The sequence below is a fragment of the Pseudomonas sp. P97.38 genome (genome assembly GCF_001269745.1).
Taxonomy (GTDB): Bacteria; Pseudomonadota; Gammaproteobacteria; order Pseudomonadales; family Pseudomonadaceae; genus Aquipseudomonas; species Aquipseudomonas chlororaphis_E.
The window spans coordinates 195,681-209,830 of sequence record NZ_LHVJ01000009.1; the positions used below are offsets into that span (position 1 = coordinate 195,681).

11 protein-coding genes are annotated in these 14,150 nt (G+C 62.2%); 7 read left to right on the forward strand and 4 right to left on the reverse strand.

Annotated features, from left to right (window positions below):
- Window positions 1-43: 43 nt before the first annotated feature.
- Window positions 44-820 (forward strand): ferredoxin--NADP reductase, encoded by a 777-nt coding sequence (locus tag AD664_RS02905; RefSeq protein ID WP_053144264.1) that lies wholly within the window; start codon window positions 44-46, stop codon window positions 818-820.
- 119 nt (window positions 821-939) lie between these two features.
- On the opposite strand, the gene mscL is transcribed toward AD664_RS02905, so the two are convergent.
- A complete protein-coding gene (gene mscL / locus AD664_RS02910; protein ID WP_047736302.1) occupies window positions 940-1,353 on the reverse strand; it encodes a large-conductance mechanosensitive channel protein MscL in 414 nt (137 codons plus the stop codon).
- Between the two features lie 419 nt (window positions 1,354-1,772).
- On the opposite strand from mscL, the gene katB reads away from it, so the two are divergent.
- The 3 genes from katB (at window position 1,773) to radA (ending at window position 5,370) form a co-directional block, all read left to right on the forward strand.
- Window positions 1,773-3,314 carry a catalase KatB gene (gene katB / locus AD664_RS02915; protein ID WP_053144265.1) on the forward strand — a complete coding sequence of 514 codons (1,542 nt, stop codon included), beginning with the start codon at window positions 1,773-1,775 and terminating at the stop codon, window positions 3,312-3,314.
- A 96-nt stretch (window positions 3,315-3,410) separates the two neighbouring features.
- A complete protein-coding gene (locus AD664_RS02920) occupies window positions 3,411-3,959 on the forward strand; it encodes an ankyrin repeat domain-containing protein (protein ID WP_053144267.1) in 549 nt (182 codons plus the stop codon).
- 43 nt (window positions 3,960-4,002) lie between these two features.
- The gene (gene radA, locus AD664_RS02925) at window positions 4,003-5,370 is read left to right on the forward strand and encodes a DNA repair protein RadA (protein ID WP_053144269.1); all 1,368 of its coding nucleotides are present in this window, start codon (window positions 4,003-4,005) and stop codon (window positions 5,368-5,370) included.
- 51 nt (window positions 5,371-5,421) lie between these two features.
- On the opposite strand, the gene AD664_RS02930 is transcribed toward radA, so the two are convergent.
- Complete coding sequence (locus tag AD664_RS02930; RefSeq protein WP_047736299.1) at window positions 5,422-5,778, reverse strand: PilZ domain-containing protein; 357 nt, start codon at window positions 5,776-5,778, stop codon at window positions 5,422-5,424.
- Between the two features lie 158 nt (window positions 5,779-5,936).
- On the opposite strand from AD664_RS02930, the gene AD664_RS02935 reads away from it, so the two are divergent.
- Together AD664_RS02935 and AD664_RS02940 are read left to right on the forward strand one after the other, a co-directional pair.
- Window positions 5,937-8,003 carry a carbon starvation CstA family protein gene (locus AD664_RS02935; protein WP_053144271.1) on the forward strand — a complete coding sequence of 689 codons (2,067 nt, stop codon included), beginning with the start codon at window positions 5,937-5,939 and terminating at the stop codon, window positions 8,001-8,003.
- Between the two features lie 16 nt (window positions 8,004-8,019).
- On the forward strand, window positions 8,020-8,217 hold the full coding sequence (locus AD664_RS02940; RefSeq protein WP_042730733.1) for a YbdD/YjiX family protein: 198 nt from the start codon (window positions 8,020-8,022) through the stop codon (window positions 8,215-8,217).
- A gap of 379 nt (window positions 8,218-8,596) precedes the next feature.
- Here AD664_RS02940 and AD664_RS02945 read toward each other — a convergent pair whose 3' ends face one another.
- Window positions 8,597-10,393, reverse strand: coding sequence for a methyl-accepting chemotaxis protein (locus AD664_RS02945; RefSeq protein WP_053144272.1), 1,797 nt, complete (start codon window positions 10,391-10,393; stop codon window positions 8,597-8,599).
- 271 nt (window positions 10,394-10,664) lie between these two features.
- On the opposite strand from AD664_RS02945, the gene AD664_RS02950 reads away from it, so the two are divergent.
- A complete protein-coding gene (locus AD664_RS02950) occupies window positions 10,665-12,791 on the forward strand; it encodes a TonB-dependent siderophore receptor (RefSeq protein ID WP_053144274.1) in 2,127 nt (708 codons plus the stop codon).
- Between the two features lie 68 nt (window positions 12,792-12,859).
- Here the strand turns inward: AD664_RS02950 and AD664_RS02955 are convergent, their stop codons facing one another.
- Window positions 12,860-13,858, reverse strand: coding sequence for an acyltransferase (locus AD664_RS02955; protein ID WP_053144713.1), 999 nt, complete (start codon window positions 13,856-13,858; stop codon window positions 12,860-12,862).
- Window positions 13,859-14,150: the final 292 nt, after the last annotated feature.

Consider the following 14,150-nt stretch of genomic DNA (forward strand, 5'->3'; position numbering starts at 1 on the left):
TCCGTTTGCGGGACACTGTGCACTGGTCCCATTGGAGTGACGCATGACCGACAGTGCAGAGAAGTTCACCCGTCAGACCCTGCTCGATGTCCAGACATTGACCCCTCATTTGTTTACCTTGCGTGCGACGCGGGATCGCGGCTTTCGTTTTCGCGCCGGTCAGTTCGCCCGGTTGGGCGTGACCAAGGCAGATGGCAGTATCGTCTGGCGGGCCTACTCCATGGTGTCTTCGCCGTTCGATGAGTTCCTCGAATTCTTCTCCATCGTGGTGCCCAATGGCGAGTTCACCAGCGAGCTCAGCCGGTTGCAGCCGGGCGACACGTTGCTGGTGGATCGCCAGGCGTTTGGCTACCTGACCCTGGACCGCTTCGCCGATGGCCGGGACTTGTGGCTGCTGTCCACGGGGACGGGCGTGGCCCCGTTCATTTCGATCCTCCAGGATTTCGAGGCCTGGGAGAAGTTCGAACGCATCATCCTGGTGTACAGCGTGCGTGAAGCGCGGGAGTTGGCGTATCAGGACCTGATCGAAGCGTTGCCCCGGCGTGAATACCTGGCCGAGTACGCGCACAAGTTTCGTTTCATCGCCACCGTCACCCGCGAGCAGCATCCGGGCGCGCTCAATGGGCGCATCACCACGTTGATCGAGAATGGCGAGCTGGAGCGGGCGGCGGAGGTGGCGCTGACGCCGGAGCATTCGCGCGTGATGCTCTGCGGCAACCCACAGATGATCGACGACACGCGCCAGTTGCTCAAGGCCAGGGGCTTGCAGTTGAGCCTGACCCGCCGACCCGGCCAGGTGGCGGTAGAGAACTACTGGTAGAGGCCCGACGTGAAGCCCGTGGGAGCGGGCTTGCGCGCGACAACGACGGCACGCTCGAGATCACCGCAATCTGACCTACGCTTTTACGCGCAAGCCCGCTCCCATAGGATAAAGACCGCTCAAGGCCTCTCGTTCTGCGCCTTGAGCAGGTCGCGAATCTCGCTCAGCAGCAGCTCTTCCTTGCTCGGGACAGGGGGCGCGCTCGGGGCCACGGCCTCTTCGCGCTTGAGGCGGTTGATGGCCTTGACGCCCATGAAGATGGCGAACGCGACAATGATGAAGTCGATGACACTCTGGATGAATTTGCCGTAGGCCAATACCACCGCCGGCGCGTCACCTTGGGCGGCCTTGAGGGTAATGGCCAGGTCGCTGAAGTCCACCCCGCCGATCAGCATGCCGATGGGAGGCATGATCACATCGCCAACGAATGACGACACGATTTTGCCGAAGGCGGCACCGATGATGATCCCGACGGCCATGTCGACGACATTGCCTTTGACCGCGAAGGCCTTGAACTCGCTTAGCACGCCCATGTGTTATTCCTTTTGGCAAGTGAGGGGTGAGTGGCAGTGTAAATCAGCCTGGCGTGTCTTGCGCAAACGCCTGCTTAGGCTCTGTCTGAAAAGCCTTGATACTCGTTCATGCTGCGTTGAAAACCGGCTCGGAATGCTCATTTACTCCAGTAAACTCCGCTTCCTCGCCGGTTTTCGCCTTGCCTGACCTTCGTCTCAAGACTTTTCAAACAGAGCCTAGAGCTTAGTTATCGACCCGGCCGCAGGTCAAAAGTTACAAAGTGCCACCAATCGCGCGTGATACGTGGTTTGAAACCGATTCCCCACAACGTTTTTTCTATCGAAGCGGTACGGGATTTCTATTTAGGTTTTGGTTTTTCGGGCACTAGCCTCTGACAGGCGCACCTGGATGCGCTCTACAACATCAGAGGAACACGCCTATGAATACCTCACTTGGCCGCGGGGCTTTTTCCCACCGTCGCGCGTTTTTTGTGCTGACCGCCAGCCTGCTGTCCTTGTCCGTCAATGCCGCCACCCTGACCCGTGATAATGGCGCGGCGGTCGGTGACAACCAGAACTCGCAAACCGCTGGTCCCAACGGGCCGACCCTGTTGCAAGACGTGCAGTTGATCCAGAAGCTCCAGCGCTTCGACCGCGAGCGCATCCCGGAACGCGTGGTGCATGCCCGGGGCACCGGTGCCCATGGCACCTTCACGGTCTCCGATGACCTCAGCGACCTGACCAAGGCCAAGGTCTTTGCCGGTGGCCAGGTCACGCCGGTGTTCGTGCGCTTTTCGGCGGTGGTCCATGGCAATCATTCCCCGGAAACCTTGCGCGATCCTCGCGGTTTCGCCACCAAGTTCTATACGGCGGACGGTAACTGGGACTTGGTGGGCAACAACTTCCCGACCTTTTTCATTCGCGATGCCATCAAGTTTCCCGACATGGTCCACGCGTTCAAGCCCGACCCGCGGACCAACCTGGACGATGATTCACGTCGCTTCGATTTCTTCTCCCATGTTCCAGAATCCACCCGCACGCTGACCGAGTTGTATTCCAACTCCGGGACGCCGGCCAGTTATCGTGAAATGGACGGTAATGGTGTGCACGCCTACAAACTGATCAATGCCAAAGGCGAAGTTCATTACGTCAAGTTCCATTGGAAAAGTTTGCAGGGGCTGAAAAACCTCGATCCGAAAGAAGTCGTGAAAGTTCAAGGCCAGGATTACAGTCATATGACTAACGACCTGGTCACCCACATCAATAAAGGCGACTTTCCAAAGTGGGACTTGTATGTCCAGGTGCTCAAGCCTGAAGACCTCGCCAAGTTTGATTTCGACCCACTGGACGCCACCAAGATCTGGCCCGGTGTGCCTGAGCGCAAAGTCGGGCAGATGGTCTTGAACCGCAACCCGGCGAACGTCTTCCAGGAAACCGAACAAGTGGCGATGGCGCCGGCCAACCTCGTCCCGGGCATCGAGCCTTCGGAAGACCGCCTGCTCCAGGGGCGGGTGTTCTCCTACGCCGATACACAGATGTACCGCATAGGCGCCAACGCCCTGCAATTGCCGATCAACGCACCCAAGGTGGCGGTGAACAACGGCAACCAGGACGGTGCCATGAACCCTGGCAGCACCAGCACCGGCGTGAACTACCAGCCGAGCCGCCTGACGCCTCGGGACGAACAACCTGCGGCGCGCTACAGCCAGACGGTGCTGACGGGCAGCACCCAGCAGGCGAAGATCCAGCGCGAGCAGAACTTCAAGCAGGCCGGTGACCTGTACCGCTCGTTCAACCAGAAGGAACGCAACGACCTGATCGAGAATTTCGGTGGGTCCCTGGCCACCACTGACGACGAGAGCAAGCACATCATCCTGTCGTTCCTCTACAAGGCAGACCCTGAGTACGGCACCGGCGTGGCCCGTGTCGCCAAGGGTGACCTGGCCCGGGTCAAGGCGCTGGCGGAAAAGCTGGCTGACTGATCAGGCACATGACGAGTGGGAGCAAGCCCGCGATGCAGCCACGGGCTCGCGAGCGGGCTTTGTTCCCACGCTCTTGTGTCAAAAGGAGACATGACGATGCGCTATTTCCTGTGTTCACTGCTCGCCACCTGCTCACTCGCCGCACTGGCCGATGAGCCCCTGCCCACCGACCCGGCGGCCGTGCAGGCCGAGTTGAAAACCTATTACTTCGACGCTGCCCGCCGGGGCGACGTGCCCATGCTCGATGCCTTCATCGACGCCGGCTACGCGCTCGATACCCAGGACGAAAAGGGCTATACCGCGCTGATCCTCGCGGCCTACCACGGCCAAGGGCCGGCGGTGGAGCGGCTGCTGGCCGCCGGGGCCGATGCCTGCGCCCAGGACAAGCGCGGCAACACCGCGCTGATGGGCGCCATCTTCAAGGGCGAAGTGCAGATCGCCCGGCGCTTGCTGTCCACCGATTGCAGCCCCGACCAGCGCAATGGCGCGGGGCAGACCGCAGCGATGTACGCCGGCCTGTTCAAGCGTGATGAACTGCTGGAGGCCTTGAAGGCCAAGGGCGCCGACCTGCAAGCCCGGGATCCGCTGGGCAATAGCGCGACGGACCTGGCCCGCGGTGAAATCAGAATGCCGGCCCCGCGCTGATGCTCGCCTGAGCTATCATCGCGATTTTTACCCCGGAGTTCAGATGGCCAAGGCAAAGCGCATGTACGGCTGCACCGAGTGCGGTTCGACCTTTCCCAAATGGGCCGGCCAGTGCGGTGAGTGCGGGGCCTGGAACACCCTGACTGAAACCATGGTGGAGAGCGGCGGGGCGGCGGCGCCTGCCGGGCGTACGGGGTGGGCCGGTCAGCAGGCCCAGATCAAGACCCTGGCTGAAGTCAGTGTCGAAGAGATCCCGCGTTTTTCCACGGCCTCCGGGGAACTGGATCGGGTGCTGGGAGGCGGCCTGGTGGACGGCTCGGTGGTGCTGATCGGGGGCGACCCGGGCATCGGCAAGTCCACCATCCTGCTGCAGACCCTGTGCAACATCGCCACGCGCATGCCGGCGCTGTACGTCACCGGCGAAGAATCCCAGCAGCAGGTCGCCATGCGTGCCCGACGCCTGGGCTTGCCCCAGGATCAGTTGCGGGTCATGACCGAGACCTGCATCGAAACCATCATCGCCACGGCGCGCCTGGAAAAACCCAAGGTGATGGTGATCGACTCGATCCAGACGATCTTCACCGAACAACTGCAATCGGCGCCGGGCGGCGTGTCCCAGGTGCGCGAAAGCGCGGCGCTGCTGGTGCGCTATGCGAAACAGAGCGGCACGGCGATTTTCCTGGTGGGCCACGTCACCAAGGAAGGCGCGCTGGCGGGACCGCGAGTGCTGGAGCACATGGTCGATACCGTGCTGTATTTCGAAGGCGAGTCCGATGGCCGCCTGCGTTTGCTGCGGGCGGTGAAGAACCGTTTTGGCGCGGTCAATGAGCTGGGAGTGTTCGGCATGACCGACCGGGGCCTGAAGGAGGTCTCCAACCCGTCGGCCATCTTCCTGACCCGTGCCCAGGAAGAAGTGCCGGGCAGCGTGGTCATGGCGACCTGGGAGGGGACGCGCCCGATGTTGGTCGAAGTGCAGGCGCTGGTGGACGACAGCCACCTGGCCAATCCGCGCCGCGTGACCCTGGGCCTGGATCAGAATCGACTGGCCATGCTGCTGGCCGTGCTGCACCGGCACGGGGGGATCCCGACCCATGACCAGGATGTCTTCCTCAACGTAGTGGGCGGGGTGAAGGTGTTGGAAACCGCCTCCGACCTGGCCTTGATGGCGGCGGTCATGTCGAGCCTGCGCAATCGACCGCTGTCCCACGACTTGCTGGTATTCGGTGAAGTGGGGTTGTCGGGTGAGGTCCGGCCGGTGCCCAGTGGGCAGGAGCGACTCAAGGAAGCGGCCAAGCACGGCTTCAAGCGCGCCATCGTGCCCAAGGGCAACGCCCCGAAGGAAGCCCCGGCGGGGTTGCAGATCATTGCCGTGACACGCCTGGAGCAGGCGTTGGATTCGTTGTTCGAATAAGCCCAGGCTTTTGCAGTGCCCATTTGAGCAAATGAATCTGTGGCGTGGGGCTCAGACCTGGATCAATGCCGCCAACTCCCGCTCCAGTTCGTCATGGTCGGCCAGGTTCAGTTCCACCAGGCGCCGCAGGTGGGCGATCGAATCCAGGTCGATGTGTTCGCAGACAAAGCCCAGGTGGCCATGGTCGTCGTGGGCCAATCGAACTTCCATGCGCACCTCCACCTCATTGCTCAGGTGGACATCGGCCACGAAAGGTTCTTCCGGGTTACCCAGCCAGGGCTCGGGTTTTTTGATCAGCAGGCCCTTGAGGGACAGGTCCAGCAACTCCACTGGCCAGATAAAGGGGCCCTGGCTCAGTTCCGTCCTGGCGTGAAACTCGATTCGTACGAAGCGGCGGCGTTCGCTCATGACCCATCCTCTTTGAAGATTCACTGACTATAGACCCAACCTGCGCGTCTTCATCACCGTTCGGCCGGCGGCAGACGAATGTCGGGTATGGCCTTTGCCCGGGTTAGCGCTAAACTCCGGTAGCTGTCTTCTTGTCCACCCCTGGCTGGAATATAAAAATGACAAACAATAATAGCCTGCTGCGCCATATCCCCTGGCTTCTGCTGGCCGTCGTCGGCGCGTGCGCGCTGGGCGTCGTGGCCTTGCGCCGCGGCGAAGCCATCAACGCCCTCTGGATCGTCGTCGCAGCCGTGGCCATCTACCTGGTCGCCTACCGCTACTACAGCCTCTTCATCGCCAACAACGTGATGCAACTCGATGCGCGCCGGGCCACGCCTGCCGTGCTCAACAACGATGGCCTGGACTTCGTCCCGACCAACAAGCACATCCTCTTCGGTCACCACTTCGCCGCCATTGCCGGCGCGGGGCCGCTGGTGGGGCCGGTGCTGGCCGCGCAGATGGGCTACCTGCCCGGCACGCTCTGGCTGATCGCCGGCGTGGTGCTGGCCGGGGCCGTGCAGGACTTCATGGTCCTGTTCCTGTCCACCCGCCGCAACGGGCGCTCCCTGGGGGACATGGTCCGCGAGGAAATGGGCCGCATTCCCGGCACCATCGCGCTGTTCGGCTGCTTCCTGATCATGATCATCATCCTCGCGGTGCTGGCGCTGATCGTGGTCAAGGCCCTGGCCGAGAGCCCGTGGGGGATCTTCACGGTGATGGCGACCATCCCGATCGCGATGTTCATGGGCCTGTACATGCGCTACATCCGCCCGGGCCGCATCGGCGAAATCTCGCTGATCGGCGTGCTGTTGCTGCTGGGGTCGATCTGGCTGGGCGGGCAGATCGCCGCCGACCCGGTCTGGGCCAAGGCCTTCACCTTCACCGGGATCCAGATCACCTGGATGCTGATCGGCTACGGCTTTGTCGCCGCCGTGCTGCCGGTGTGGCTGATCCTGGCACCGCGGGACTACCTGTCGACCTTCCTCAAGATCGGCACCATCGTCGCCCTGGCGATCGGCATCCTGGTCACCATGCCCGAGCTGAAAATGCCGGCGCTGACCCAGTTCACCAACGGCCTGGGCCCGGTGTGGAAGGGCGGTCTGTTCCCGTTCCTGTTCATCACCATCGCCTGTGGCGCGGTCTCGGGTTTCCACGCGCTGATTTCCTCGGGCACCACGCCCAAGCTGCTGGATAACGAAACCAACGCCCGCTACATCGGCTACGGCGGCATGCTCATGGAGTCCTTCGTGGCGATCATGGCGATGGTCGCCGCGTCGGTGATCGAGCCGGGCGTGTACTTTGCCATGAACAGCCCGGCGGCCATCGTCGGCGGCGACGTGGTGGCCGTGGCGCAGACCGTCAGCAGCTGGGGCTTTGCCATCACTCCGGACGCCCTGCAGGCCGTGGCCAAGGACATCGGCGAGACCACCATCCTGGCCCGTGCCGGCGGCGCGCCGACCCTGGCGGTGGGCATCGCGCAGATCCTGCACTCGGTGCTGCCGGGCGAGAACACCATGGCGTTCTGGTACCACTTCGCGATCCTGTTCGAAGCGCTGTTCATCCTCACCGCGGTGGACGCCGGCACCCGTGCCGGGCGCTTCATGCTGCAGGACCTGCTGGGCTCGTTCGTGCCGGCCCTCAAGCGCACCGAATCCTGGACCGCCAACCTGATCGCCACCGCCGGTTGCGTGGCGCTGTGGGGTTACCTGCTGTACCAGGGCGTGATCGATCCGCTGGGCGGCATCAACACCTTGTGGCCGCTGTTCGGCATCTCCAACCAGATGCTGGCCGGTATCGCGCTGATGCTCGCCACCGTGGTGCTGATCAAGATGAAGCGCCAGCGCTACGTCTGGGTCACGCTGCTGCCGGCGACCTGGCTGCTGATCTGCACCACCACCGCGGGCCTGATCAAGCTGTTCGACGCCAACCCGGCGATCGGCTTCCTGGCCCTGGCGCGCAAATACAACGAGGCGCTGGCCGCCGGGCAAGTCCTGGCCCCGGCCAAGAGCATCGAGCAGATGCAGCACGTGGTGTTCAACGCCTACACCAACGCGACGTTGACGGCACTGTTCCTGTTCGTGGTCTTCAGCATCCTGTTCTACGCGCTCAAGGTCGGCATCGCCGCCTGGGGCACGAAGGAACGCACGGACAAGGAAGCGCCTTTCCAAGCGCTGCCGGACGCCTGAAACGAGGATTGCAACGATGTTCAATGACTTGAGTCGCCTGGGTAAATACCTCGGTCAGGCTGCCCGCCTGATGGTCGGCATGCCCGACTACGACAACTACGTCGAGCACATGCAGACCCAGCACCCGGACAAGCCGCTGATGGACTACGAGACGTTCTTCCGCGAACGCCAGGAAGCCCGTTACGGCGGCAAGGCCGGGCCCAAGTGCTGCTGACCCGGCAGCCCTGAGGTATCCCTCTGTGGGAGCGGGCTTGCTCGCGAATGCAGTGGGTCAGTCGATGAAGAGGTTGGCTGACCCACCGCTTTCGCGGGCAAGCCCGCTCCCACAGAGTTATTTGGTGGGGCTCAAGAGGTGGTTTCGCCACAGATCCCTTGTGTGGGAGCGGGCTTGCCCGCGAATGCAGTGGATCAGTCGATGAAAAGGTTGGCTGACCCAACGCCTTCGCGGGCAAGCCCGCTCCCACAGTGTTTTTTGGTGGACTCAAGAGGTGGGTGCGCCACAGATCCCTTGTGTGGGAGCGGGCTTGCCCGCGAAGGCGGCCGTTCAGCGATGAAGACGTTGCGGCCTCACTCCTGCCCCAGGGCGATCACCCTCACTCCGCCAACAACACCGCTGCATCGAACCCCACCCGCAGGTTGCCCCAATGGCGGCCGCCGAAGAAGAAGGGGACGTCGATCTCGGTCATGATTTCCCCGGTATCGCGCAAGTAGGTCTGGAGCAGGAAGCGCTGGACGTTGCCGGCCGCGCGCAGGCCGATCGGGTCGTTGAAGATGCGCTTGTTGCGGCACACCGGCAGGTCCACCGCGCGGTCACCGGTGGGGGGCTTGGAGACCCAGCTATTGTTCACCGGGCAATACCCCTTGGTGTCGACGATGAACGATACCTTGCCCCCCGGCGTGCTGCGGGTGAGCTTGTCGCATTCTTCCTGGCAGACCTGGGCGAAGCGCTCGGTGTAGCAGGTCATGTATTGCTTGGGATCGGTGCCGGGGACCAGTTGGTAATTCTGGTCGAACAGGTTCAGGCCCTCGCGATGCAGCGCCTCCAGGCGTACCTGGAGCGTATCGCGGCATTCGCTGGCGCGGGTGATGGCGGCGTCCAGCTTGCCGTGGCCCAGCACGAACCGGCCCAGCAGCGCCTGGACCTTTTCGGCAACGCCGGACAGGTCGCGGGTGGCCGTCGCCGACTGCTGCATGCGCTGGTCGATCGACTGGCTGTCGGCATGGATCTGGGTCACCCGGTCGTTGATGCCGGTGTTGCTGTCGGCGAACTGCTGGATATGCTCGGCAATGTCAGCCAGCTTGCCATTGGTGGATTCGAAGTCGCCGATCATGCTTTCGAAGTGGCCGGAGGCCCGTTCCACCACCTTCTGGGTTTCCCGGGCGCTGTGGCTGATCTGGGTGGTCTGTTCGTGGGTGGAGCTGACTTCCTCCAGCATCGCGTCGATGTTGCGCGAGATGTCGTCGGTGGCCCGGCTGACATTCTGTGCCAAGGTGCGCACCTCATCGGCCACCACCGCAAAGCCCCGGCCACTTTCGCCGGCCCGGGCGGCTTCGATGGCGGCGTTGAGGGCCAGCAGGTTAGTCTGGGCCGAGATCTGCTGGATCAACCCGACGATGGACTTGATGCTCGAAGAGCGTTGGTTCAACGCGCTCACCAACGTGGCGAACTCACCGAGGCTGGCCGAGATCTCGCTGATGTTGCCGGTCACTTCCAACAGTTCGGCGTAGGAGTCACGGGCCATGCTCAGGTTCTGCGCGGTGGTGCTGGAAATGCCCTGGGTCTGACGCGAAACCTCTTCGATGCGGCCCACGGCGGTGTTGCTCTGGTCCATCACTTCCTTGGCGAACCGGGCCTGGTGGGTGGCGCTGTCGCTGGAGTCGCTGATGTTCTTCAGCGAGCGCGCCGATTCCACGGCGATGTGCACGGTCAGCGCCTGGACGTTACTGATGATTTCCCGCTGTTTGGCCAGGAAACGGTTGCAGGTGCCGGCCAGCACGCGGATTTCGTCGTGGGTCACCAGGGGCAGGTCCTTGGAGAGGTCGCCTTCACCGTTGGCGATTTCCTCCAGGGCCTTGGTCATGGCGGTGACGGGGCGCACGATCAGGTGGCGAAAGTACCAGACCATGAAACTGATCATGCCCAGGGTCAGGACGGCGCCGAAGAGCAGGGCATGGCTGAGGCTGTCGAGCCGGCCTTCGATCTGCCCCAGCAACGCGGGGTCCAGTTGAGCATTGTGCAATTGCAGCAGGATGTCGGCACGGGCGCTCAAGGCCACCCAGTACAGCAGCGCACTGACCATCACCAGCAGGAAAAGGCTCGACAATTTTTTGGTGAGCGTATCGAAAAACTGCATCTCGATAGACTCGTACAAGGCCTTTAACGTCTGCATGCCGCTGCTCCTGGGCAAAAAAATCTCTCAATGGAATACATTCGACCGCAAGGGCCAAAGCTTTAGCGGATTAGGGCGTTTTGATATCACCGCGGGCCCGTCCGACAAACCACTGTGGGAACGAGCCTGCTCGCGAAGGCGTTCACTCACCCGTGTTCCAGGGTTTCAAGCCCGGGCTTTCCCACGCAAACTGACTCCTATTTGTATTTACTGGGAATGGTTCTCAAAGTATAGTCGCTCTCATTAACCTCCCTCCCGTGAGTGCAGCGCTTTGAATCGTTCCACCCCTTCCGCGAAACGCAACGTCTTCATCCATTGTGTACTACCCGCCGTATCCTGCTGCTTCATCGCCACCCCACTGTGGGCGCAGGACGCGCTCGAACTGCCGGCCACGGCCATCCAGGGCAGTCGTATCCTCCAGGACGAAGGCTACACGGCGTCGCAAGCCAGCACGGCCAGCAAGAGCGACGTACCGATCAAGGAAGAAGCGCAGTCGATCAACGTGGTGACCCAGCAGACGCTGGACGATTACCAGGTGCGTTCGCTGGGCGATGCGATGAAGTTTGTCAGCGGCGTCAGCCAGGGCAATACCCTGGGCGGCTCGCGGGACTCGCTGGTCAAGCGCGGTTTCGGCACCAACGACGACGGCTCGATCCTGCGCGACGGTGTGCGTTCGAACCTGGGGCACAACTTCAGCGCCACCACCGAACGGGTCGAAGTGCTCAAGGGCCCGGCCTCGATGCTGTACGGTGCGTTGGAGCCCGGTGGGCTGATCAATGTCATCAGCAAGCAGCCAGAGTACACCCAGAGCACCACCCTGAGCGGCTCTGCCTACAGCGAAGGCGGCGGCACCATGGGCCTGGATACCACCGGGCCCGTGGGCGATACCGGGTTGGCGTATCGGCTGATTGCCGAGCGTGGTCATGAAGATTACTGGCGCAACTACGGTGTGAATGAAAGCACGCTGGTCGCGCCGTCCCTGGCCTGGACCGGTGAGCGGGCTTCGTTGAACCTGAGCTATGAGTACAACGAATATTCCAATCCGTTTGACCGTGGGACGATGTTTCGCAACGGGCACCCGGTCGACATCGACTACGACAAGCGCCTCGACGAGCGCTGGGCCAAGAGCGTGGGGATTCGCGAAACGGCGACGGCCCGTTTCGAGTACGAGCTGAGCGACGCGTGGAAGACGCGCGTGACCTACGGTTGGAACAATGATCGATACAGTCTTTCGATTGCGCAGCCCAACTCACTGACGGGCAATACGTTGCGCCGGGCAGCAAACGGCGCCCACTACGACGATGAAACCCGTTACGCGAGCTGGGATTTCATCGGCAACCAGGAACTGTTCGGTCAGGCGCATGACTTGCTGATCGGTGTCGATAACCAGGTCTCCAACCAGTTTCGCGGCAAGACCTATCGCAATGCGGCCCGCGCCGCTTTCGACATCACCGCTCCGGTCTATGGCAACTTGCCGGAGCCTAGCCTGGTCAGCGCCGCCCAGAGCGATCTGAGCAACGAGCTGACTTCCAGTTCCGTGTACTTGAAGGACAACTGGCACCTCGACGACCGCTGGATTCTGGTCCTGGGGGGACGCTACCAGCACTACGACCAGTACGGTGACCAAGGGCGCGGCAATACCTACAAAGTGAACCGCGACGACAACGGCGATGCCTTCGTACCGTTCCTGGGCCTGGTCTACAAAGCCACCGACGCGTTGTCGCTGTACGGTAACTACAGCCGCTCGTTCAAGCCGAATGACACCGTGGACGATGCCGGCAACACCTTCGATCCGGAGGAGGGCCGCAGCTACGAAGTGGGGGCCAAGTACGATCCATTGCCTGGCTTGAACATCAATCTGGCGTTGTTCGACATCGTCAAGAAGAACGTCGTGACGTCTTCCACGGTCAATGGGGTGACCCTGGCGGAAGCCGCCGGCAAAGTCGGTTCCCAAGGCCTGGAGCTGGACATCACCGGTCGCCTGTCCGAGCGCTGGGACCTGATCGGCACCTACGCCTATACCCACACGGAAATCCTCGACGACCCGGACGACGAAGGCCATCGCCTGGCCGACGCACCGAAACACACCGCCAGCCTGTACCTGACCCATCACCTGAACGTTCCCGCCGAGTTCGGTGCCTGGCACGCCGGTGGCGGTGCTCGTTACGTGGGTGAGCGTGCGGCCAACAATGCCAACGACTTCTGGCTGAGCAGCTACACCGTGGCCGATGCCTTCGTGCGTTGGGAAGCGCCGGTGCTGGGTTACAAGACCTCGCTGCAACTGAACGTCGACAACCTGTTCGACAAGCAGTACTACCCGTCTTCCACGGGTAGCCAGTTGCAAGTGAATGTCGGTGAGCCGCGCACCGCACGCTTGAGCGCCAGCGTGACGTTCTGATCTTCGGTTAAAGCCCCTCCGTGGCCAGGGCACCGGCTCCCTCGCCACGGTGATACCCCTTGAAGTGGCTACGTCACCGAGCTGCCAGTCGGCGCTGGCACGGCTTCACGCCGCACGCCGGTCCGCAGGGCATGGCGCAGCTTCAGTGCCGGCCGCTCGACCCAGTAATACGACACGCCGCTCAAGGCGAACGATAGCACCAGCACCGCCGTGACAATCAGCTCGCTGTATGCCACCGGCCAGAACGCGCGCAGTACATACATCACCACAAAGTGATTGAGAAACACCCCATAGCTGATGTTTCCCAACAGTTCATCCAACCGGTGGTACCTCAAGCGGCTCAGCAGGAACACGGCGGGCAGGCCCACGGCAATGCCGAGGGTGACTTCGGCGTTGAACGGGCGCCGGGCAATGACGCCCAGGACAATGGCCGCAAACAGCAAGATGGCGATGATCGTGGTGATGGCCGCGATCCACAGCCCCTTTGCCCGAGCGCGGTACAAATAGCTGCCGCACAGGAAAATGAACAGCACCCCAGGCAGCAGGCGATAGCCATAGAGGTCGGTGTTGATGTAGCCCAGCGCCGCTACCAGGAAGACCGTGACCGATACCGCGAAGGCAATCCCCCGGCTCTTGTAGAGGATCAGAAAGGGGATCAGCAGGTAGAAGCACATTTCCAGCCCGAGAGACCAGGCTGGCGGCAGGATCTCGGGCACGGTGATGCCGAACATGTAGAAACCCAGCGGCAGGATCGGCAGGCTGGTGGCGATGTTTTCCAGGGTCAGGGCCTCTGCCTGGGGCGTTCCGGGCAGAAGGAAATGAATCACCAGGCAGGACACGACGAAGTACAGCAGGAACTGGGGGTACAACCTCAGCAGTCGATCCAGGTAGAACAGACCGATGTGCTCGGCTGTGGCGTAATTGCGCTCGATCAGCGAAGTCATCACGAAGCCGCTGATGATCAGGAAGGACACGACGGCAACGACGCCAGGGTTGAACCCCATGAACGTCACGCCCATGTGCGAAATGGCCACGAGCAAGGCCAGCAGCAGACGGTAAACCCCCACGCGCATCATCCTTAATCAGAGTTGATCCGTTGGGGTAGACGTTATTGGGGTTTTCCGGCGCTGAACAGCGGCGCGACCGGCGACGGCAGTGGAGTGGGGAAGATTGTCACATTTGGCATCATCTGTTCGCCGCTTCGCCAGCGGTCTCGCTCCCACAGGTCTTGCTGGTGTATGCAAAGGCTGAGTACACCTAAATCCCGTGTGGGAGCGGGCTTGCCCGCGAATGCGGCGTGTCTGTCATGAAGATGCTGAATGTGCCGCCGTCTTCGCGGGCAAGCCCGCTCCCACAGGT